This window comes from Bradyrhizobium sp. F1.4.3 (assembly GCF_040548375.1).
Lineage (GTDB): Bacteria > Pseudomonadota > Alphaproteobacteria > Rhizobiales > Xanthobacteraceae > Bradyrhizobium.
Map to the genome: position 1 here is coordinate 1 of NZ_JBEPRN010000013.1, position 19988 is coordinate 19988.

Below are 19988 nucleotides of genomic sequence, written 5' to 3' on the forward strand. Positions count from 1 at the left end.
AGCAATGCGGTGCGACAAGACAGACAGCAGCTTTGAAGCGATGATCTATCTCGCCACCGCCGTCATCCATTCTAGATGAATCTCAACAGACCCTAATACAGCAGTTTCTCGGCCGATTTCGCCACGAGCTGCGATCGCCTGCGCGGGCCGCGCTCGACGAACAAGAGGCTCTGGCCGAAGATGAAGCAGTAGAACAGGAAGGCCTGTGCGTCGGCCTCCTCGGCCATGAGCCCGGTGGCGCGATAAAGTTCGGCGACGTGCTTCAGCCGCGCCGTATCCACGCCGGCAACCGCGGCGGCCGCGTTCTCGTCCGAACGGGCCCATTGCCGGATCGCAAGCTCGATCGCCATGCCCTCCGGGTTCAGCCGCTCCGAATAGAGGTGGATCAGCGCCTTCAGCCGCTCGCGAGGTTCTTGTCCGTCGAGGCTCGTCTGCTGGGCGATCGCCGCCGCGCGGCCCTCGCGCCAGCGCCCCAGCATGGCATCCAGCAGCGCGGCGCGGTCGGCGAAGCGACGGTAGAAGCCGCCCTTGGTGACCCCCAGGTTCTTGGCGAGCACCTCGACCCGCACCCCCTCGACCCCCGATTTCGCGAGTTCGGCAAACCCGGCCTCGACCCAGACATCGCCCCTGCCGTCGCTCATGAAGGAAGCCTCACCGGTTCTTGATACGGTGCCGTATTGCTAACGCGTCCCGGCATTGATACGCTACCGTATCAAAATCAAAAGGGCAGGAATTGCGATGGCTGCGTTCGAGCCGAAAAACCCGGGCTATCGCGCGGCGGCCATCGCGATGTTCGACGGCCAACCGGCGATGCGCACGCTCGGTATCGTGATCGTCCGCCTTGGGCCGGGCGAGGTCGAACTGGCAATGCTGCATTCGCCCGCCTTCACGCAGCAGAACGGATTTGTCCATGCCGGCATCATCACCGCAGGGCTCGACAACGCCTGCGGCGTCGCCGCCTTCACTCTGATGCCGAGCGAGGCCGACATCCTCACCGTCGAGTTCAAGACCACGCTGCTCGCACCCGCCCGCGGCGAACGTTTTGTGTTCAAGGCGGAGGTCGTCAAACCCGGACGTACGCTCACCTTCTGCGAGGCCAAGGCGTTTGCCGAGCACGAGGGCAAGACCACGCTCATCGCCACAATGACCGGGACGCTGATGGCGATGCTGCCCCGCGTCGCGGCTCCAAGAGCCGGGACGAAAGTCCACGCATAGTGCGGCAATTGACAAGGCCCGCGGCGCATTCCTTGATGCGTCATGCTTGCAAGTCTCAGCCTCATCCTGCTCTGCCAATTGATCGGCGAGGCCGTGGTCCGCGGTCTCGGCCTGCCGCTGCCGGGCCCCGTGCTTGGCCTGCTCTTGCTCCTGATCCTGCTGCTTGCGCGCGACCGTTTCGCCCTGCTCGCGCGCGGGCCGCTACGAAACGACGGCGTGGAGAGCGCGAGCAAGGGCCTGCTGGCTCATCTCTCGCTGCTGTTCGTGCCCGCCGGCGTCGGCGTCGTGCAGAAGCTCGACCTGCTCGCATCCCACGGCGTCGCGATCATCCTTGTGCTCGCGCTCTCGGTGATCGTGACCTTGCTCGCAACCGTCCTGACCTTCCGCCTGGTCAGCCGCCTGCTCAGGCAACAGGACGCGCGATGACGGACAATCCGTTCTCGCTCTGGGTCTATCTCTCGCAGTCACCGCTGCTCTGGCTGACCGTGACGCTATCGGTCTACGCGACCGCGGACGCCGTGTCGCTGGCGACGCGGCGCCATCCGCTCGCCAATCCTGTGCTGCACGCGATGTGGATCATCGGCGCGTTCCTGCTCGCGACCGGCACGTCCTACTCCACCTATTTCGCCGGCGCGCAGTTCGTGCACTTCCTGCTGGGCCCCGCCACCGTCGCGCTGGCCGTGCCGCTCTATGAGAACCGCCAGCGCGTGGTTGCCTCCATCGTGCCGATGCTGATGGCGCTGGTTGCAGGCTCGGTGACGGCGGTAGTGTCGGTCGTGGTGCTGGCCGAACTCGCCGGTCTGCCGCGCGATGTGGTGCTGTCGCTGGCGCCGAAATCAGTCACGGCCGGCGTTGCCATGGGCATCAGCGAATCCCTGCACGCCGATCCCTCGCTGACCGCGGTCTCGGTCATTCTCACCGGCATCATGGGGGCGATCATCGTGACGCCGTTGATGAACCGCACCGGCATCACCGATTTCCGCGCCCGTGGTTTTGCCGCCGGCCTTGCCGCGCACGGTATCGGCACGGCCCGCGCCTTCCAGGTCGACGAGATCGCGGGCGTATTCTCCGGCATCGCCATGAGCTTGAATGCTTTGGTGACCTCGTTTCTGGTGCCGATCGCGGTGACGCTGCTGGTGCGATGACATCGCGGCCGCGACACTCTATATGGTCTGTAACAATTCCCGGTCCTGGGCCGTATTTGCGGCGATGGGACCGAAACGGGGCGAGATATGACTGGATTCGGGAATAAGGGCTTTGGGCCCACGCGCCGTGCCGCGCTGACGCTGATCGGGGCCGGTGCGCTGGCTGTCGGTGGAGCCACCTTCGCGCGTGCGGCCACCGACGATGATGAGGTGCTGACCGAAACCCGGGTGCTGCGCGATCCCGATGTTCCCGTCGCCGGCAATCCGGACGGCAACATCAGCATTGTCGAATGGTCCGATTACAACTGCCCCTATTGCAGGAAGCTCGAACCCGAGCTGCGCCAGGTCGTCCAGGATGACGGCAAGGTACGGCTGGTGATGAAGGACTGGCCGATCCTCGGTCCTGCCTCCGTTACGGCCGCGCGGATCGCGCTCGCGGCTAAATATCAAGACAAGTATCATCAGGCCCATGACGCCATGATGGGCGTCAGCTCGCGCCTGACCGAGCCGCGCATCAACGAGCTGCTCGCGGCTGCCGGCGTCGACATGAACCGCCTCAAGGGCGACCTCGCGGCGCATGGCAAGGACATCGACGCCATCCTCAAGCGCAACAACGACCAGGCCGAGGCGTTCGGCTTTCGCGGCACCCCGTCCTTCATCGTCGGCAAATACCGCGTGCCCGGCGTATTGAGCATGGCCGAATTCGAGCAGGTCATCGCCGACGCCCGCAAGGCCAAGATGAACTGACGCGCGAAGCGCTGATCGCAGCCAGCACAAAGGCGCCGCCGCAGACCGCGACGGCGCCTTGTTCATTGCCGGCCGAAATTATTTCGACGAGATCCGGACCCAGTCCTTGTGCGCGCGATCCTGCAGCGCGTTCCAGTCGGCCTTTGCGACATCCCAGTTCACGATGGTGCGATTGGCGGTTGCGACCTCGCCATTGGCGACCGACGACGTCTGCATGGAGTCATAGACATACACGCCGCAGCCGAGCAGCAGCGCGCCCAAAATCATTCCGAAAAAAGTCTGCATGGCGAACCTCCGGTGACGGGCGGATAACGTCGGCCCGGAGTGATGGTTCCGCGGCAGTGCGGCACAGGTAAGGACGGTTCGTTCATCCCCCATTCAGCCATTGCAGCAAGTCCGCGTTGATCTCGCGCGGATAGGCGTGGCTGAGGTCGTCGATCTCGCGATAGATGACGTCGGCGCCGGCAGCCGAAAGTGCGGCCCGGGTCTGTCGCGCGGTCTGCACCGGAAACATCCAGTCGAGCTTGCCATGGGTGATGAAGATCGGCAGGCCCAGTAGGCGCGTAGCATCGGCCATCTCCGCCATCAGCGGATGGAAGGTCGCCGACACCGGCGCGAGATGGGTAAAGGGCGAAGCGCCATCGAGCCCGCTGACGTAGCTGAAGGTGCCACCGTCGCTCATTCCGGTCAGCAGCAGGCGCGAGGTATCGATGGACCAGCGGCCGCGCACGGTTTCCAGGACGCGCATGAGATTTGGCGTATCAGTATCGTCGCCCATCAGTGCCCAGGTCTGGCCAGTCGCAGTCGGTGCCACCAGGATCGCACCAAAGCTGCGGGCATCGCGCAGCCAGCTCCACAGAAAGCCGCGGCCGTTGCCGCTGCCGCCATGCAGCGCCATCACCAAAGGCCAAGCGTGATCGCGCGTGTAATATTCGGGCACATAGACCGAGAAGCCGCCGCGACTGCCGGGCTCGTTGTGATCGTGGAAGATACCGGTGTGCTCGCTCGCGCCCGTCTCCAGCCGCGCCAGCAAGTTCGCATCGTCGCGCGTCGCGGCGTTGAGAAAGAAGTTGCTCACCGGCGGAAACTGCACCGCCAGCGGATACAGTGCCTCCTGCGCGCGGGGCACGTGGCGCAGGGTGCGGAAGACCGCGACCAGATCGCCATTGCCGCGCTCGACCTCGCGCAGGCCGGCGAAGGCCGCGAGCGTTTCGTTGCAGGCCTCATCGAGCCGGTTGCGCAAGCCGACAAATTGTTCGGGCCATTCGCCGATCGCCGCGCGCGCCGTTTGCAGCGCTTCGTCTGGCGCGCCGATCGCGTTCATCACGGAAGCGAAGGCCGGCGGATGCAAATGCCGGGCGAAGAAGCCGAGCGCTTCCAGCGCATTGAGCAACGGCGGCAGCACGGCCACGATGTCATCGACCACGGCCTCGGTCATTGCCGCTTCCTCTGCTTGGAATCAGTGCAGCTTCGGCGCCTTCAACAGCTTGAAGCGATCGGTCGACGTCACCGTGACGTCGAAGGTGACGCCTTCATGATGCGCGGTGCCTTGATGATGCACGGTGAGCGGCACGTCGACGCCGGCGGCGCCGAGCCCCCACATCTTCTTGTAGAAAGCTGTCTGGCTCGTGACCTTCTCGCCGTCCACCGCAAGGATGACGTCACCGGTCTTGAGCTCGGCGCGGGCGGCGGGACCGCTGGCGGAGATCCCGATCACCACCACGCGGTTGTCGATCTCTGTCGAATAGAGCCCGAGCCACGGCCGTGCCGGCTTGTTGACGCGGCCGAACTTGCGCATATCGTCGAGGATCGGCTTCAACAGATCGATCGGCACGATCATGTTGACATGCTCGGCCTTGCCGTCGCGTTCACGCTCGAGCTGGAGCGAGCCGATGCCGATCAGCTCGCCGCGCGCGTTGATCAGTCCCGTGCCACCCCAATTCGGATGGGCCGGGTGGGTGAACAAGGCCTCGTCGAGCAGATACTCCCAGTAGCCGGCGAACTCCTGCTTGGCCACGATCTGGCTCGCGACCGATCGCGTCCGCCCGCCGGCGCCGCCGACCACGACGCGATCGCCGAGCCGGGTCTCCGCCGACGAGCCGAGCGGCAATGGCTCGATGTCGAGCCGGCCGAGCGCCTGCACCAGGCCGAAACCGGTGACGGCATCGAAGCCGAGCACATGTCCTTCCACCACGCGCCCATCACCGAGATGCAGCCATACTGACTCTGCTTCGGTGATGAGATAGCCGATGGTCAGCACCAGCCCGTCGTCGATCACGACGCCATTGCCGGCGCGTTCGGTGCCCAGCGTCTCGGCGCTGAAGGCGTCCGGCGGGATGATGGCATGCAGGCCGACGACGGAGGCGAGCGCACGGTCGAGATCGAAGCCGTAGTCGCTCGCACGCGGCTGATTGGCCGGCGGCACTCTCCATTCGGTCAGAGCGGGCATCGAGTTCTCCTGGCTGAGAGCATCGCTCCGCCATTGCTGCGGAACGAGGCGCGAAGCACACATAATTTATGCCGGAGGCGGCCGTCTTGAAAGCCTCGACCCCCAACTATTCCGGATGTCGCCGTATGAAACTGTCAAAAAAGACAGGAACAGCGCGCAAGCTCGGCAGGTATCCCTCACGCGGCATCGCTCGCATGGCTGATGTCCAGCCAGCCGCTGGTCGTTCTCCAATGAAGCTGCTAACCATTGCCGCCTCGTTTTGACCAAGAGATCATGGACCGAAGCATGGACAACCGCAGCGATATCTGGCGTGGCATCGACACGATCAAGGCACGTTTCATCGACCTCAGCGACAAGGTCTGGGGCATGCCCGAAGTGTGTTACACTGAGGCGCGGTCGGCCGCCGAGCATCTCGCCGAGCTGCGCCACCAGGGTTTCCGTATCACCGAGAACGTCGCCGGCATCCCGACCGCGGTGATGGGCGAATGGGGCAAGGGCGGACCGGTCATCGCCTTCATGGGTGAATACGACGCGCTCCCGGGTCTCAGCCAGGAGGCGGGCGTCGCCGAGCACCGTCCGGTCGAGACCGGCGGCCACGGCCATGGCTGCGGTCACAATCTGCTTGGCTCCGCCGCGCTGCTCGCCGCGACCGCGGTGAAGGACTGGCTGACCGAAAACAAGGTGCCGGGCCGCGTGCGCTATTACGGCTGCCCGGCGGAAGAGGGCGGCGCTGCCAAGGCCTTCATGGTGCGCTCCGGCGCATTCGAGGATGCCGACATCGCCATCACCTGGCATCCGCACAGCTTCTGGGAAGTCGCGGTGACGCCGTCGCTCGCCAACACGCGGGCCGATTTCATCTTCACCGGCCGCACTTCGCATGCGGCGGCTTCGCCCCATCTCGGCCGCTCCGCGCTCGATGCGGTGGAGCTGATGAATGTCGGCGTGAACTACATGCGCGAGCACATGCCGAGCGACGCGCGCGTGCATTACGCGCTGCTCGACACCGGCGGTATCGCCCCCAACGTGGTGCAGGCCCATGCGCGGGTGCGCTACTCCATTCGCGCCCGTGATCTCCCCGGCATGAACGAGCTGGTTGGGCGCGTGAACAAGATTGCCCAGGGCGCAGCCCTGATGACCGAGACCAAGATGGAGATGAAGATCATCTCCGCGGTCTCCAACATCCTGCCGAACACGCCGCTGGAGCAGGCGCTGCACCGGGTCATGGAAGAGCTCGGACCGCCGCATTTCGACGACGCGGACAAGAGCTTTGCCAGCCAGATCCGCGCGACGCTGACCGACAAGGACATTGCCTCCATCTATTATGCAATCGGCATGGAGCCGACCGATCGGCCGCTGGCCGACTTCCTGGTGCCGCTCGACGCCAAGCGCAATCCGCTGGTCGGCTCGACTGACGTCGGCGACGTGAGTTGGGTGGTGCCGACCGTGCAGGTCCATGCACCGACGGTTGCAATCGGCACGCCGTTCCACACCTGGCAAGTGGTGGCGCAGGGCAAGAGCGCGCACGCCCACAAGGCCATGGTGCAGGCGGCCAAGGCGATGGCCGGCCTCGGCATCAAGGCGTTGACGGAACCGGAGCTGATCAAGGCCGCGAAAGCGGACCTCGAGAAGCGGACGGCCAAGACGCCTTATGTTTGCCCACTGCCGGACCACGTCGCGCCGCCGCTCGACATGTCCGTGGCGTAGAATTTCGTCTCGATACTTCGTCTGATCTGGCGAACAAATTTTTCGCAGTGCAATGCGGTTTCCGGCGTGTTTTGACGCCGGAATGCTGAACGCTTGGGCTGCGGAACGCGGTTTTGCCCAACTGACAGCCAGAACACCGTTTGCATACACACGGTCGCAGTTGACGTGTGCCCTATTCGGTGTGCCATCTACCGCCAGCCAAAACCCGGCGGCCGACTTGCGGCCGCCTGCATCCATACGGGAACCAGACGGGGGACAACCATGCTGGATAAAGAACTGCGTTCGATGATCGGCGACGTGAAGGACGGACGGATGGATCGTCGCGCCTTCATCCAGCGGCTTGCCGCCGTCGGCCTCACCGCTCCCCTCGCGAACCAGATCCTCGCCATCGGTGGCGTCGCCATGGCCCAGAGCCCGTCTCCCTATCCCCCAACCAAGCGCGGCGGCGGCGGCCCTCTCAAGCTGTTGTGGTGGCAAGGGCCGACCTTGCTCAATCCGCATTTCGCTACCGGCACCAAGGATCAGGACGGCTCGCGCATCTTCTATGAGCCGCTCGCGAGCTGGGACGTCAACGGCCATCTCAATCCGATCCTCGCCGCTGAAATTCCGTCGATCCAGAACGGCGGCCTGTCCGCCGATGCGAAGTCTGTGATCTGGAAGCTGAAGCCCGGCGTCAAATGGCACGACGGCAAGCCCGTCACCGCCGACGACCTCGTGTTCAACTGGGAATATGCCAGCGACCCCGCAACCGCGTGCGTCTCGATCAGCACCTATAGCGGCCTCACCGTCGAGAAGGTTGACGACCTCACCATCCGCATCACATTCAAGGACCCGACGCCGTTCTGGGCCAACGCCTTCGTCGGCGCTTACGGCTGCATCATCCCGAAACATCTGTTCGCCGAATTCAAGGGCAGCAAATCCCGCGAGGCGCCGAACAATCTGAAGCCGGTCGGCACCGGCCCCTACAAATTCGTCGAGTTCAAGCCGGGCGACATGGTGCGCGGCGAGATCAATCCCGACTACCACATGGCCAACCGGCCTTATTTCGACAGCGTCGAAATGAAGGGCGGGGGCGACGCGGTCTCGGCGGCGCGCGCGGTCATCCAGACCGGCGAATATGACTTCGCCTGGAACATGCAGGTGGAAGACGAAGTTCTGCTGCGCCTGGAAAAGGGTGGCAAGGGCAAGACCCTCTACGCCGTCGGCGGCGACATCGAGTTCATCGCCATCAACTTCACGGATCCCAACACCGAGGTCGACGGCGAGCGTTCGTCGATCAAGACCAAGCATCCAATCCTGTCAGACCCGGCGGTGCGCCAGGCGCTCGCGCTGCTGGTGGATCGTGACTCCGTCAAGAAAGCGATCTACGGCCGCGCCGGCCGCACCACCGCTAACTACCTCAACGGCCCCGAGGAGTTCGTGTCCAAGAACACCAAATGGGAATTCAGCATCGAGAAGGCGAGCGCGCTGCTCGAGAAAGCCGGATGGAAGACCGGCGCCGACGGCATCCGCGAAAAGGACGGCAAGAAGCTGAAGCTCGTGTACCAGACCTCGATCAATGGCCCGCGCCAGAAGACCCAGGCGATCGTCAAGCAAGCCTGTCAGAAGGCCGGCATCGACGTCGAGCTGAAATCGGTCGTGGCCTCGGTGTTCTTCTCTTCCGACGTCGCCAACCCCGATACCTATCCCAAATTCTACGCCGACATCGAGATGTTCCAGATCCCGATGACGCAGCCCGATCCGGGCCTGCACATGCGTCGCTACCATTCGCGCAACGTCGCCACCAAGGAGAACAAGTGGCAGGGACAGAACTTCCCGCGCTGGGTCAACAAGGAGTTCGACGCGGCGGTCGATGCTGCCGACACCGAAATCGATCCGATCAAACGGGCGGCGCTTTACATCAAGTGCAATGATCTGATGTGGCAGGATACGGTCGTCATTCCTGTGATGCACCGTCTCGCAGTGGAGGCAAGTGCCAACACGCTTCGGCCGGCGCTGTCGGGCTGGGCCAACCAAACCGACAATCTGCAGGACTGGTACCGCGAGGGCTGAGGACGGACGGTTAAGCGGATTGTTCGCTCATGAGTCAGTACGTCCTGCGTCGTCTGATGATCGCGATTCCGAGCCTGCTCGGAATCTCGCTCGTCCTGTTCGTCGTCCTCGCGCTTGCGCCAGGCGACCCATTCAGCGAGCTTGCCACCAATCCGAACGTGCCGCCCGAGGTGCAGGCCGCGCTTCGGGCCCGGTTCGGCCTCGATGATCCGATCTACCTTCGCTACCTGCACTGGCTCTCCGCGATGGCGCATGGCGATTGGGGCTTCTCTTTCGTCAGCCGGATGAACGTCGATCAGCTCATCCTCCAGCGCCTGCCGGCCACCCTCTACGTGATCGGCTCGGCGCAGATCCTGGCGCTCCTGATTGCGATTCCGGTCGGCGTCTATGCGGCCACAAAACCCTATTCGCTGTTCGACCAGGTCGCGAACACGCTAGCCTTCGTCGGCTTCTCGCTGCCGACCTTCTTCACTGGCATCCTGTTCATCCTGATCTTCTCGGTCACGCTGGACTGGCTGCCCTTCGTTTATACCACCGACATCAAGGGTACCGGCATCCACTGGGTGCTCGAGATGATCCGTCAGGCGATCATGCCGGTCGCGGTGCTCGGCCTGTTCCAGGCCGCGTCGATGACGCGCTTCGTGCGCTCGGCGATGCTGGATGTGATCAGGCTCGATTATGTCACCACGGCGCGTGCAAAGGGCCTTGGCCAGACCAAGGTGATCGTCAAGCACGTCATGCGCAATGCGATGATCCCGGTCGTCACGCTCATTGCGTTGCAAATGCCGGCGGTGTTCGGCGGTGCCATCGTCACCGAGCAGATTTTTCGCATCCCCGGCATCGGCTCGCTGCTGATCTCCTCCATTCTCTCCAATGACACCCCGGTCGTAATGGCAGTGACCTTTGTGTTCGCCTGCCTGGTGGTGCTCTTCAATCTCATCGCGGATGTGCTGTATGGCTGGCTTGACCCTCGCATCTCCCTCCGCTGAGCGGCGGGTCTACTCGCCGTGGCGCGAGACGTGGCGGCGCTATAGCCGCCACAAGCTTGCCGTCGTCAGTGCTTTCCTGCTTCTCGTCCTCATCCTCGCCGTTGTGGTCGGGCCTTTCATCTGGCGCGTCAAGATCGACGATATCGACATCGTGGCCGGCCTCCAGGGGCCGTCGCTGGCGCATCCCTTCGGCACCGACGATCTCGGCCAGGACATTCTCGCACGCATGATCTACGGCGGGCGCATCTCGCTTGCGGTCGGCCTCGCCGCGATGCTGGTGTCGGTGTTCGTCGGCACGCTGATCGGGGCGCTCGCCGGCATGTCACGTGGCGCGCTCGGGCACGGATTGATGTGGCTCACCGATCTCTTCCTGTCGCTGCCGCAACTGCCGCTGCTCCTGCTGCTGATCTATCTCTTCCGCGACGGGCTGAAGGCCGTGTTCGGTCCCGAAGGCGGCATCTTCGTGCTGATCGTGCTCGTGATCGGCGGCCTGCGCTGGATGCCGGTCGCCCGCCTCGTGCGCGCGCAGTTCCTGTCGATCCGCGAAAAGGAGTTCGTCGAAGCCGCGCGCGCGCTTGGCGCCAGCCCGGTACGGCAGGTGGTGAAGCACATCCTGCCCAATGCACTCGGTCCGGTGATCATCGCCGGTACCATCGACGTCGCCGCCGCGATCATCGCGGAGTCGACGCTGTCCTTCCTTGGCCTCGGCTTTCCGCCGGATACGCCGACCTGGGGCCGGTTGCTGTACGATGCCAAGGATTTTCTCGACATCGGCCCGCACTGGGCGCTGTTTCCGGGCGGCGCGATCTTCATCGCGGTGGTCGCCATCAACTTCATCGGCGACGGCCTGCGTGACGCGCTCGATGCGCGACGGGTGATCTGATGGCGCCGCTGCTCGAGATCAAGGGCCTGAAAACCCACTTCTCCACCGACGACGGCATCCTCCAGGCCGTCGACGGCGTCGACATTTCCATCAACAGGGGCGAGACGCTCTGCGTCGTCGGCGAATCCGGCTGCGGCAAGACCGTCACCGCGATGTCGATCCTGAAGCTGATCGCGATGCCGCCTGGCCGCATCGCGGCGGGCGAGATCATCTTCGAGGGCCGCGATCTGGTGCCGCTGACGAGCAACCAGCTCGACGAGATCAGGGCCAAGGAGATCGGTTTCATCTTTCAGGAGCCGATGACCTCGCTCAATCCGGTGCTCACCGTCGGCGAGCAGATCGCCGAGAGCCTGCGCCGGCATGAAGCCGTGACCAGGAAGCAGGCGATCGAGCGTACCATCGAGATGCTGAAGCTGGTGCAGATCCCGAACGCTGAAGGCCGCGTCAATAATTATCCGCACCAGTTCTCCGGCGGCATGCGCCAGCGCGTGATGATCGCGATGGCACTCGCCTGCAAGCCCAAGCTGATCATTGCCGACGAGCCCACCACCGCGCTCGACGTCACCATCCAGGCGCAGATCCTCGATTTGCTCCAGGACATGAAGGAACGCTTCGGCATGGCGGTGATGCTGATCACCCATGCCATGGGCGTCGTGGCCGAGACCGCTCAGCGCGTCGTCGTGATGTATGCCGGCAAGGTGGTGGAGGAGGCGGGTGTCGACGATCTCTTCGCCGCGCCCGGCCATCCCTATACCCAAGGCCTGATCCGCTCGATCCCGCGCATTGATCTCGACAGCGAGCACAAGATACGGCTTGAGGCGATCGGCGGCACAGTGCCGATCCTGATCAACCCGCCGGTCGGTTGCCGCTTTGCGCCGCGCTGCCGTCACGCCATGAGCATCTGCAGCGAAAAGGAGCCGCTGCTGCGCGAGATCGCGCCCGGCCACCGCATGGCATGTCACTTGGGAGATTCGCATCTGGGAGACGCGGCATGAGCGAACCCCTGCTCCGCGTCAGCGGCCTGAAGAAACATTTCCCCGTGCTCGGCGGCCTGCTGTCGCGCCAGGTCGGCAGCGTCTATGCGGTCGACGGCGTATCGTTCTCGGTCAATCGCGGCGAGACGCTCGGCCTCGTCGGCGAATCCGGCTGCGGCAAATCGACGACGGGGCGCTGCGTGCTGCGCCTGATCGAGCCGACCGACGGCGAGGTCACCTTCGACGGCCAGGACGTGCGCAAGCTCAGCGGCAACGATCTGCGCGCGATGCGACGGAACATGCAGCTGGTGTTCCAGGATCCGTTCGCCTCGCTTAATCCGCGCATGACGATCGGCGCCATCCTTGGCGAAGCCCTTATCATTCACAATCTCGCGCCGTCTGCGAAGGAGCGCGAAGAGCGTGTCGCAAGCCTGCTCGTGAAGGTCGGACTTAAAGCCGAGCATATGCGCCGCTACCCCCACGAATTCTCCGGTGGCCAGCGCCAGCGCATCGTGATCGCGCGCGCGCTTGCGGTCGAGCCGAAGCTGATCGTCTGCGACGAGCCGGTGTCTGCGCTCGACGTCTCGATCCAGGCACAGGTCATCAACCTGCTGGAAGATCTCCAGGCCGAGTTGAACCTGACCTATCTCTTCGTCGCGCACGACCTGTCGGTCGTCGAGCATATCTCCGACCGCGTCGCGGTGATGTATCTCGGTCGCATCGTCGAGCTTGCGAAAGCCAGCGACCTCTACCGCAACCCGCAGCATCCCTATACCAAGGCGCTGTTGTCCGCGGTGCCGGTGCCCGATCCCAAGTTCAAGCGCAATCGCATCCGGCTCAAGGGCGACGTGCCGAGCCCGATGAACCCGCCGAAGGGCTGCCACTTCCATACCCGTTGCCCGGTCGCCGAGCCGCGCTGCGCGGAGAGCGCGCCGGAGCTGAAGGAAGGCGCCGGCGGGCATTTCGTGGCGTGCCATCTGGCCTGAAGCGGTGAACTATAGGGTGGGCAAAGCGAAGCGTGCCCACCATTGCCCGAGGCTGGAGCTGGATGGTGGGCACGGCGCTTGCGCGCCTTTGCCCACCCTACGATCCGGTGCGCGGTCTACCCCTCCAGCGTGAACCCGACGCGGAGCGTCACCTGGTAGTGGCGCACGGCGCCGCTCTCGATGTGCCCGCGCGTCTGGGTAACCTCGAACCATTTCATGTCGCGGATGGTCTTGGCGGCTCGGCTGATCGCGTTCTTGATCGCATCCTCGATCGACGTCTCGGACGATCCGACCAGTTCCAGGATCTTGTAGACGTGATCCTTCTCGGCTGTGGGCATTGTGGGCCTCCCTCGGTTGCGCCGCGGCGCTCGCCGCCGCGTGGCCTCCCATCTGAACGGGCGCCGCCCCTTCCGGTTCCGTCGTGCACGTGCCGGACGAAGTTACGCGGGCTCGCCGTGCAGGCGGACCGCCGCAGGCTTGGCGCCGCGCAGCAGGAACCACAGCAGCATCGCTAGCACCACCATAAGCGCGAATCCGCCGACCGCTGGCGTCATATAGCGCTCCAGGCCGCGCGCGCTGACGTTGTCCGCGGCCAGTCGCGCCGATTGCAGCAGCCCGTAGGCGTTGGCCAGCAGGATGGCCCCGTAGATCGCGCCGCGTTCGCGCGGGCTCGTCAGGCTGGAAAGGTCGGGAAGCAGCAATGCGAGGCCGATCCCCACGATCGGCAGGTCATAGTCGTAGGCGTACGGGCTGATCATCACGGAAGCGACCGCGACGACGCCGAGCGCGAAGCGTGGCGACGGTCCGCGAACGACGGCGAGTGCGACAGCGACGAGCGCGAGGCCTGCCATAACCATCTGCCCCCAGAACGCCCCGGCGGCGGGGAGGCCGGCGTTGTACAAGGCCGCATACGCCGAGATCATCCGAAACAGCTGGTAGCGGCCTTCCTCCAGATAGCCCGTGGCTTCACGGATGCCGCCGAGCCACGCGATCCAGATCTGCGGGCCGAAGAGGAGCGTACAGACGAGCGAGCTTGCGACCACCACCGCCGCGGCCGTCAGGACCGCCGGCCAGCGGCGCGTCAACAGCATGTAGATGCCGGCTGCAATTGCCAAATGCGGCTTGATGACCATCACGCCGAGTGCGATGCCGGCAAGCGCCGGGCGCCGTTCCGCGTTGATGCAGACCAGTCCGATCAGGGCTCCGGTCAGCAGACCGTTCTGGCCGCCCCCGATCGTGATCGCGATGGCCGGAAACAGGATGACGAGCAAGAGCGCAAAATTGTTTCCCGCGATGGCGCGAAGCGTCATCAGGTAGGCTGCGAGCGTGATCGCCGTGAAGAGAAAATAGGCGGCCCAGCCCGGCAGGAATGCGAGGGGCGCAAGAAGCAGGTCGAATTGCGGCGGGTAGGTCCAGGGCATGAGGCCGGTCGTACCGCCGGCTGCCGCGAGCTGCATCTTCGTGAACGACGAGAACTGGTAGGTCAGGTCGAGATCGCCAAGCCAGATCCGCTGCGCGACAATATGAAATGCGGCGAAGTCAGCGGTCTGGCCGCCGTACCAGAGTCCTCCCTCGAAGAACCGGAAGGTCTTGAAGGCGAGTATGACTGCCAGCAGCGTGAGAGTGACGCAGACATAAATAGCTCGCTTCCGTGGCGAGGTTTGAATCTGCTCCAACGTTGCGGTGAGCATGGGATGGAACGACCTGGCTCGGTTTGACAGAGGATCGAAAAACGGAGAGCGCCGTGGCGCATGGGGGGCGAGCTTGCCGCCTGAGGCTTAACGGACGGTAACGGATCGTTCATGCACCCCCAGAATCGCGGTGACCCGTAACAATGAGGCCCCGGCGTTTATCGCCGTTAACGAAATGCTGACGCAATGATCCGGCGCGCGCTGGCGGAAATCCGCGATTAAACTCTTGATTGTATTGGCTACGGAGGGCGAGCGCCGGGGACTGTCATGGGCTCGGCTTGGACTGAGGGGAGAGTTATGTGACGATTGCCGTAAATCATTGCGATCGCCTCAAGCAGATAGGCGGGCTGTCGTCCGCGAGCTCCGGCGCCGGTGTGTGGACCCGTCCTTCGACCGTAGCCGTGCTGCTTTGGTTGGTGCTGTTTGCGGCGGAGTTCGTCGCGATCGTGGCGCAGTGCGACTTCAGGCTCGTCTTCGCGCTGGACGACGCATATATCCATCTCGCGGTGGCCGACCAAATCCTCTCTGGCGGATATGGTGTCAACGTCGGCGAATATTCGTCGCCAAGCTCCTCGATCATCTGGCCGTATTTTCTCGCGTTGACCGAAATGTTCCACCTCGGTGCATTCGGCCCGCTGCTGATCAACGGCGCTGCCGCATGTGCAACGGTGTTTGCTCTCCTGCGCGTGCTGGAAACGAGCGGGCTGTTCGATGACGCCAGCGACCGTCCGTTCAGCTATCTGATCGCGCTGCTCGTCGTTTTCAACGTCAGCGCCGTCGCGCTGCCCATGACCGGCATGGAACACAGCGTTCACGTGTGGGCGTCCATCGTAACCTTTGTCGGCCTCGTCGCGGCGGCTCGCGGATGCGCGCCAACGCCGCTGCACTTCGTCGCTCTCGTGCTGCTTCCCCTGATCCGCTTCGAAGGAGCTGCATTTGCCTGTGCGGCAATTGCCGGCTTCGCGCTCCTTGGCCAGCGGCGCTTCGCCGCGGGCGCCGCGATCGTCATCATCGTCGGCCTGTCTGGCTATTTCGCGCTGATGGCATCGCGCGGGCTTCCGCTGCTGCCAAGCTCTGTACTGCTGAAAGGCTACCTCGCCAATCTTGATGAGTCCGCGAGCACGTTGCCTGCAGTCGTCAAGAATCTGATGCGGAGCATAACCAGCTCCTATGGCCTGCGGCTCATTCTACTTGGTCTTGCCCTCGCCGGTTACGCCTCCCGGCTGCGGGCCGATCGCAAGGCGTTGATTGTCTGCCTGACCGTTATCGCAGCTATCGGCGCGCATCTGGTGTTCGGTCAATATGGCTGGTTCAACCGGTATGAGGTCTATATCATGGCGCTTACGGTGGCCGCGCTGCTTTGGGCGGCCGCGCAGGTTAGGCCGCGCTTGCCAGCGCTGCAGTGGTCGTTCACGAAGGCCGCGCTGGTCCTTGGGCTCGGCGTCGCGGCAATGCCTTACGTGACGACCGCGCTGGTCACGCCGATCGCTGCGAGCGATATCTACGAGCAGCAATACCAGATGGCTCGCTTCGCCCAATCGTTCTACAGGCGTGCGGTCGCGGTCAACGATCTTGGCCTGGTCGCCTACGGCAATACCCACTATGCCTTGGATCTCTGGGGCCTTGGTTCGGAACAGGTGCGGAAGGCAAGGACCGCGGGGCAGTACGGGCCCGCGGAAATGGAAGCCCTCGTCAGCGATCACGGCGTCGGCCTGGTGATGATCTACGACGCCTGGTTTCCGAAAGGCGTACCGTCGAGCTGGACGAAGGTCGCCGTGCTACGAACGCCAACGGTGACCTTGTCGCAACGGGACGTCACTTTCTACCGCACGCAATTGGCCGATGCGGCGGAGGTGACTTCAGCGCTTGAGGCATTCAAAGCGACAATTCCGCCGCGGGACAGGCTGGACATCATCGCGCCGTAACCCCGTCGCATCGCTCTTGCCCGCTCGAAGCGGGACGAGTTATTCTCGCTGCGTTCCCCCCGGGATGTTCGATGTGCGGCGATGATCGATCGTTGGACGAGGAGCGCTTTGGTCGCGATCTGGTTGCTCCTGGCGTCGGCGCCGGGTGTCGCGCAGGACGATCTCGATGAAGCGCCAGCCAGTATATCCCTGCAAGTGACGACCGATCCATCCACGATCGAATGCCGCAAGCTCGAGACGGTCAATCCCGGCTCGCTGATCTTCCTGCCGCTGCGGCGGACCTTCAACGAGGATTTCGACGAGCATCCGCTATCGAGCGGACGCTGGGTGTCGCATTACGCCGGCGGCGCGGCCTGGCCGGAGGCCCGCTACTGGGGTGGTGACGGCTCCGACTTCAAGCGCAAGACCAGCGCCAATGGCGAGCAGCAGATCTATGTCGATCCGCGCTATGCCGGCCGCGCCACGACGCCGCTCGGGCTCGATCCGTTCAGGGTGAAGAACGGCGTGCTGTCGATTGTGGCAACCCGCACGCCACCAGATCTTAAGCCGGTGCTGTTCAACAATGAGTACATCTCGGGCATCCTGACCACGCAGGGCGCGTTTTCACAAAAGCACGGTTATTTCGAAATCCGCGCCAAGATCCCGGTCGGCCATGCGGTGTGGCCGGCGTTCTGGATGCTGGCGGATGACGGCGGCTGGCCGCCGGAGGTCGATGTGCTGGAGGGCCGCGGCGAGCGGCCGGGCGACATGGTGATGACGACGCATTGGCGGATTCCATCGACCCAGAAGATCCAGTCCTGCGGCTTCGATTTTTCGGTTGGCGACGCGTCGGGCACATTCCACAATTACGGTGTGCTGTGGGAGGAGGATCGCTTGGTCTATTTCATCGACCGCAGGCCGGTCTCCGACATCAAGGTGCCGATCGGTTTCGACGATCCCATGTACATGATCGTCAATCTTGCGATCGGATCGAAATTCTTTGTCGGTGTCGGTCCGGTCGACGCGGAATCGCCGCCGACCGTCGTCTTCGAGATCGACCGGATTTCCGCCTATCAGATCGATATGGAACAGGCGCAGAGGTGACGATGTTGGCTTCCTTCTCGCGCCGCTCCATTGCGAAGCTCGCCGGCCTTGCTGCGCTCGGCTTGACGGCGCGCGCCGGCGCCGCCCAGAGCGAGACGCCGCCGCCCGCGCCCTTCCCGAAAGATTTTTTGTGGGGCACGGCGACCTCGTCCTACCAGATCGAGGGCGCCGTCGACGAGGACGGCCGCGGCAAGTCGATCTGGGATACTTTCAGCCATACGCCGGGCAAGATCGAGGACGGCTCAACCGGCGACCGCGCCAACGAGCATTATCGTCGCTACAAGGACGACGTCCGGCTGATCCGGGAGCTCGGCGTCAAGGCTTATCGTTTCTCCATTGCATGGCCGCGCGTGTTTCCGGACGGAACGGGCCGGCCCAATCCAAAAGGGCTCGATTTCTACAACCGCCTCGTCGATGAGCTGCTCGCGAACGGCATCGAGCCTTATGCCACGCTCTATCATTGGGACCTGCCGCAGGCGCTTCAGGATCGCGTCGGCGGCTGGCAGTCGAGTGATACGTCGAAGGCCTTTGCCGACTACGCCGGCTATGTCGCCGCACGCCTGACCGATCGCGTCAAAAACATCTTCACCGTGAACGAGGTCGGGCGCTTCGTCAATTTCGGCTATGGCTGGGGCATCGACGCGCCCGGTCTCAAGTTGCCGATGGCGCAGCTGAACCAGGCCCGCCATCACGTTGCGCTCGGGCACGGCCTCGCCGTGCAGGCGATCCGCGCCTCGGGGCGCGCTGGTACAAGGGTCGGCGCGGCCGAGAACATCGCGGCCTGCGTGCCCGCGATCGCGACGCCAGAGAACATCCGCGCCGCCGAGATCGCGACGCGCGAGCTCAATGCCGGCTTCCTCGGCGTGGTGCTGGAGGGCAAATACACCGACGGCTTCCTCGCCTATGCCGGCGCGGCCGCGCCGAAGTTCACGGCAGAGGAGCTGAAGATCATCGGCACGCCGACCGACTTCGTCGGGCTGAACATCTACGCGCCGCAATTCTACGTCACGGCGTCCGACCGCGCGCCGGGCTTCAACGTGCTGCCGTTCCCGGCCTCGTTCCCGCACATGAATTCCGATTGGCTGCGGGTCGGGCCCGAGGTGATCTACTGGGCGCCGCGCATAGCCGCGAAAATCTGGAACATCGAAAACATTTACATCAGCGAGAACGGCACCTCCTCGGAAGACAAGCTCGCCGCCGATGGCCAGGTCTACGACCTCGACCGCATCATGTTCCTGCGCAACTACCTCACCCAGATGCAGCGCGCCATCGCCGAGGGCGTGCCGATCCGCGGCTATTTCCTGTGGAGCCTGATGGACAATTTCGAGTGGATTTTTGGCTACGGCAAGCGCTTCGGCCTCTACCACGTCGACTTCGAGACGCAGGCAAGGGTGCCGAAGCTCAGCGCGGCGTTCTATCGCGACGTGGTGGCGCGCAACGCGATCGGGGTGTGAGGCGTAACGCCACCCCTACGGATCCAGCTCCGTATCCCAGTAGAGATAATCCAGCCAGCTGTCGTGCAGATAGTTCGGCGGGAACAGGCGGCCGTTGCGGTGGAGCTGGTGCACGGTCGGCGCGAAGGCGTGCTGGCGCGGAAACATTTTTGCTTGCGCCGGCGTGAGATTGCCCTTGCGCAAATTACACGGCGAGCACGCCGCGACCACGTTCTCCCAGGTAGTCTGGCCGCCTTTGCTGCGCGGGATGATGTGATCGAAGGTGAGGTCCTCGGGCGAGCCGCAATATTGGCAGTTGAAGCGGTCGCGCAGGAAGACGTTGAACCGGGTGAAGGCGGGGTGGGTGGTCGGCTTGACGAAGGATTTGAGCGAGACCACGCTCGGCAGCTGAATCTCCAGCGTCGGGCTTCGCACCGCCTGATCGTAGTGCGCGACAATGTTGACGCGATCAAGAAACACCGCCTTGATCGCGTCCTGCCACGACCACAGAGACAGTGGGTAGTAACTCAGCGGCCGGAAGTCCGCATTCAGCACCAACACCGGCCAACTGCCTTGCGAGACATGTGCGTTCAAGTAACGCTCCCGGCCTCCATGTACGCTGCGAAGCAGCATGTATTGACATACTACATGCAGCGTGACGGGATTGTGAAGCCCGTTGAGCGACTTATTCAGGCGCAAGCAATGCGGCGGC

20 protein-coding genes are annotated in these 19988 nt (G+C 63.9%); 13 read left to right on the forward strand and 7 right to left on the reverse strand.

The window, feature by feature from the left end; all coding sequences use genetic code 11:
- Positions 1 to 92: 92 nt before the first annotated feature.
- Positions 93 to 641: a TetR/AcrR family transcriptional regulator gene (locus tag ABIB73_RS26935; protein WP_354228863.1), complete on the reverse strand. Its 549-nt coding sequence runs from the start codon at positions 639 to 641 to the stop codon at positions 93 to 95.
- Between the two features lie 97 nt (positions 642 to 738).
- Here ABIB73_RS26935 and ABIB73_RS26940 point away from each other — a divergent pair, with 97 nt between their 5' ends.
- From ABIB73_RS26940 to ABIB73_RS26955, 4 genes are all read left to right on the forward strand, one after another.
- Positions 739 to 1215 carry a PaaI family thioesterase gene (locus tag ABIB73_RS26940; protein ID WP_354228865.1) on the forward strand — a complete coding sequence of 159 codons (477 nt, stop codon included), beginning with the start codon at positions 739 to 741 and terminating at the stop codon, positions 1213 to 1215.
- Between the two features lie 42 nt (positions 1216 to 1257).
- Entirely contained in the window at positions 1258 to 1641 is a 384-nt protein-coding gene (locus tag ABIB73_RS26945) for a CidA/LrgA family protein (protein WP_354228867.1), read from the forward strand.
- Positions 1638 to 2360 (forward strand): LrgB family protein, encoded by a 723-nt coding sequence (locus tag ABIB73_RS26950; protein WP_354228869.1) that lies wholly within the window; start codon positions 1638 to 1640, stop codon positions 2358 to 2360. The genes ABIB73_RS26945 and ABIB73_RS26950 overlap by 4 nt, the downstream gene beginning before the upstream one ends.
- A gap of 87 nt (positions 2361 to 2447) precedes the next feature.
- Positions 2448 to 3107, forward strand: a complete 660-nt coding sequence (locus ABIB73_RS26955; RefSeq protein ID WP_354228871.1) for a DsbA family protein — start codon at positions 2448 to 2450, stop codon at positions 3105 to 3107.
- Between the two features lie 78 nt (positions 3108 to 3185).
- Here ABIB73_RS26955 and ABIB73_RS26960 read toward each other — a convergent pair whose 3' ends face one another.
- The 3 genes from ABIB73_RS26960 to ABIB73_RS26970 all read right to left on the reverse strand — a co-directional run bounded on the left by ABIB73_RS26960 (position 3186) and on the right by ABIB73_RS26970 (position 5556).
- The gene (locus tag ABIB73_RS26960; protein ID WP_045005422.1) at positions 3186 to 3392 is read right to left on the reverse strand and encodes a hypothetical protein; all 207 of its coding nucleotides are present in this window, start codon (positions 3390 to 3392) and stop codon (positions 3186 to 3188) included.
- 82 nt (positions 3393 to 3474) lie between these two features.
- Positions 3475 to 4545, reverse strand: a complete 1071-nt coding sequence (locus ABIB73_RS26965; RefSeq protein WP_354228873.1) for a carboxylesterase family protein — start codon at positions 4543 to 4545, stop codon at positions 3475 to 3477.
- Positions 4546 to 4566: 21 nt separating this feature from the next.
- The gene (locus ABIB73_RS26970; RefSeq protein WP_354228875.1) at positions 4567 to 5556 is read right to left on the reverse strand and encodes a S1C family serine protease; all 990 of its coding nucleotides are present in this window, start codon (positions 5554 to 5556) and stop codon (positions 4567 to 4569) included.
- A gap of 285 nt (positions 5557 to 5841) precedes the next feature.
- Here ABIB73_RS26970 and ABIB73_RS26975 point away from each other — a divergent pair, with 285 nt between their 5' ends.
- The 6 genes from ABIB73_RS26975 (at position 5842) to ABIB73_RS27000 (ending at position 13144) form a co-directional block, all read left to right on the forward strand.
- Positions 5842 to 7260: a M20 family metallopeptidase gene (locus tag ABIB73_RS26975; protein ID WP_354228877.1), complete on the forward strand. Its 1419-nt coding sequence runs from the start codon at positions 5842 to 5844 to the stop codon at positions 7258 to 7260.
- 261 nt (positions 7261 to 7521) lie between these two features.
- The gene (locus ABIB73_RS26980; RefSeq protein ID WP_354228879.1) at positions 7522 to 9312 is read left to right on the forward strand and encodes a peptide ABC transporter substrate-binding protein; all 1791 of its coding nucleotides are present in this window, start codon (positions 7522 to 7524) and stop codon (positions 9310 to 9312) included.
- 29 nt (positions 9313 to 9341) lie between these two features.
- Positions 9342 to 10301 (forward strand): ABC transporter permease, encoded by a 960-nt coding sequence (locus ABIB73_RS26985; protein WP_354228880.1) that lies wholly within the window; start codon positions 9342 to 9344, stop codon positions 10299 to 10301.
- A complete protein-coding gene (locus ABIB73_RS26990; protein WP_354228882.1) occupies positions 10267 to 11184 on the forward strand; it encodes an ABC transporter permease in 918 nt (305 codons plus the stop codon). The genes ABIB73_RS26985 and ABIB73_RS26990 overlap by 35 nt, the downstream gene beginning before the upstream one ends.
- The gene (locus tag ABIB73_RS26995) at positions 11184 to 12179 is read left to right on the forward strand and encodes an ABC transporter ATP-binding protein (RefSeq protein ID WP_354228884.1); all 996 of its coding nucleotides are present in this window, start codon (positions 11184 to 11186) and stop codon (positions 12177 to 12179) included. Before ABIB73_RS26990 ends, ABIB73_RS26995 begins: the two co-directional genes overlap by 1 nt.
- The gene (locus tag ABIB73_RS27000) at positions 12176 to 13144 is read left to right on the forward strand and encodes an ABC transporter ATP-binding protein (RefSeq protein ID WP_354228886.1); all 969 of its coding nucleotides are present in this window, start codon (positions 12176 to 12178) and stop codon (positions 13142 to 13144) included. Before ABIB73_RS26995 ends, ABIB73_RS27000 begins: the two co-directional genes overlap by 4 nt.
- A gap of 116 nt (positions 13145 to 13260) precedes the next feature.
- On the opposite strand, the gene ABIB73_RS27005 is transcribed toward ABIB73_RS27000, so the two are convergent.
- Entirely contained in the window at positions 13261 to 13482 is a 222-nt protein-coding gene (locus ABIB73_RS27005) for a dodecin (RefSeq protein ID WP_354228888.1), read from the reverse strand.
- 102 nt (positions 13483 to 13584) lie between these two features.
- A complete protein-coding gene (locus tag ABIB73_RS27010) occupies positions 13585 to 14835 on the reverse strand; it encodes a glycosyltransferase family 87 protein (protein ID WP_354228890.1) in 1251 nt (416 codons plus the stop codon).
- Positions 14836 to 15443: 608 nt separating this feature from the next.
- Here ABIB73_RS27010 and ABIB73_RS27015 point away from each other — a divergent pair.
- The 3 genes from ABIB73_RS27015 to ABIB73_RS27025 all read left to right on the forward strand — a co-directional run bounded on the left by ABIB73_RS27015 (position 15444) and on the right by ABIB73_RS27025 (position 19297).
- Positions 15444 to 16760 (forward strand): DUF8728 domain-containing protein, encoded by a 1317-nt coding sequence (locus ABIB73_RS27015; protein ID WP_354229190.1) that lies wholly within the window; start codon positions 15444 to 15446, stop codon positions 16758 to 16760.
- Between the two features lie 81 nt (positions 16761 to 16841).
- Entirely contained in the window at positions 16842 to 17843 is a 1002-nt protein-coding gene (locus ABIB73_RS27020; protein ID WP_354228892.1) for a glycoside hydrolase family 16 protein, read from the forward strand.
- A gap of 2 nt (positions 17844 to 17845) precedes the next feature.
- On the forward strand, positions 17846 to 19297 hold the full coding sequence (locus tag ABIB73_RS27025; protein WP_354228894.1) for a GH1 family beta-glucosidase: 1452 nt from the start codon (positions 17846 to 17848) through the stop codon (positions 19295 to 19297).
- A gap of 15 nt (positions 19298 to 19312) precedes the next feature.
- Here the strand turns inward: ABIB73_RS27025 and ABIB73_RS27030 are convergent, their stop codons facing one another.
- Positions 19313 to 19870, reverse strand: coding sequence for an HNH endonuclease (locus ABIB73_RS27030; RefSeq protein WP_354228896.1), 558 nt, complete (start codon positions 19868 to 19870; stop codon positions 19313 to 19315).
- Positions 19871 to 19988: the final 118 nt, after the last annotated feature.

Excerpts from the sequence above, each read along its gene's own strand:
- ABIB73_RS26935 (WP_354228863.1), bottom strand. The coding sequence starts at position 641 with ATGAGCGACGGCAGGGGCGATGTCTGGGTCGAGGCCGGGTTTGCCGAA.
- ABIB73_RS26940 (WP_354228865.1), top strand. The coding sequence starts at position 739 with ATGGCTGCGTTCGAGCCGAAAAACCCGGGCTATCGCGCGGCGGCCATC.
- ABIB73_RS26945 (WP_354228867.1), top strand. The coding sequence starts at position 1,258 with ATGCTTGCAAGTCTCAGCCTCATCCTGCTCTGCCAATTGATCGGCGAG.
- ABIB73_RS26950 (WP_354228869.1), top strand. The coding sequence starts at position 1,638 with ATGACGGACAATCCGTTCTCGCTCTGGGTCTATCTCTCGCAGTCACCG.
- ABIB73_RS26955 (WP_354228871.1), top strand. The coding sequence starts at position 2,448 with ATGACTGGATTCGGGAATAAGGGCTTTGGGCCCACGCGCCGTGCCGCG.
- ABIB73_RS26960 (WP_045005422.1), bottom strand. The coding sequence starts at position 3,392 with ATGCAGACTTTTTTCGGAATGATTTTGGGCGCGCTGCTGCTCGGCTGC.
- ABIB73_RS26965 (WP_354228873.1), bottom strand. The coding sequence starts at position 4,545 with ATGACCGAGGCCGTGGTCGATGACATCGTGGCCGTGCTGCCGCCGTTG.
- ABIB73_RS26970 (WP_354228875.1), bottom strand. The coding sequence starts at position 5,556 with ATGCCCGCTCTGACCGAATGGAGAGTGCCGCCGGCCAATCAGCCGCGT.
- ABIB73_RS26975 (WP_354228877.1), top strand. The coding sequence starts at position 5,842 with ATGGACAACCGCAGCGATATCTGGCGTGGCATCGACACGATCAAGGCA.
- ABIB73_RS26980 (WP_354228879.1), top strand. The coding sequence starts at position 7,522 with ATGCTGGATAAAGAACTGCGTTCGATGATCGGCGACGTGAAGGACGGA.
- ABIB73_RS26985 (WP_354228880.1), top strand. The coding sequence starts at position 9,342 with ATGAGTCAGTACGTCCTGCGTCGTCTGATGATCGCGATTCCGAGCCTG.
- ABIB73_RS26990 (WP_354228882.1), top strand. The coding sequence starts at position 10,267 with ATGGCTGGCTTGACCCTCGCATCTCCCTCCGCTGAGCGGCGGGTCTAC.
- ABIB73_RS26995 (WP_354228884.1), top strand. The coding sequence starts at position 11,184 with ATGGCGCCGCTGCTCGAGATCAAGGGCCTGAAAACCCACTTCTCCACC.
- ABIB73_RS27000 (WP_354228886.1), top strand. The coding sequence starts at position 12,176 with ATGAGCGAACCCCTGCTCCGCGTCAGCGGCCTGAAGAAACATTTCCCC.
- ABIB73_RS27005 (WP_354228888.1), bottom strand. The coding sequence starts at position 13,482 with ATGCCCACAGCCGAGAAGGATCACGTCTACAAGATCCTGGAACTGGTC.
- ABIB73_RS27010 (WP_354228890.1), bottom strand. The coding sequence starts at position 14,835 with ATGCTCACCGCAACGTTGGAGCAGATTCAAACCTCGCCACGGAAGCGA.
- ABIB73_RS27015 (WP_354229190.1), top strand. The coding sequence starts at position 15,444 with ATGTTCCACCTCGGTGCATTCGGCCCGCTGCTGATCAACGGCGCTGCC.
- ABIB73_RS27020 (WP_354228892.1), top strand. The coding sequence starts at position 16,842 with ATGATCGATCGTTGGACGAGGAGCGCTTTGGTCGCGATCTGGTTGCTC.
- ABIB73_RS27025 (WP_354228894.1), top strand. The coding sequence starts at position 17,846 with ATGTTGGCTTCCTTCTCGCGCCGCTCCATTGCGAAGCTCGCCGGCCTT.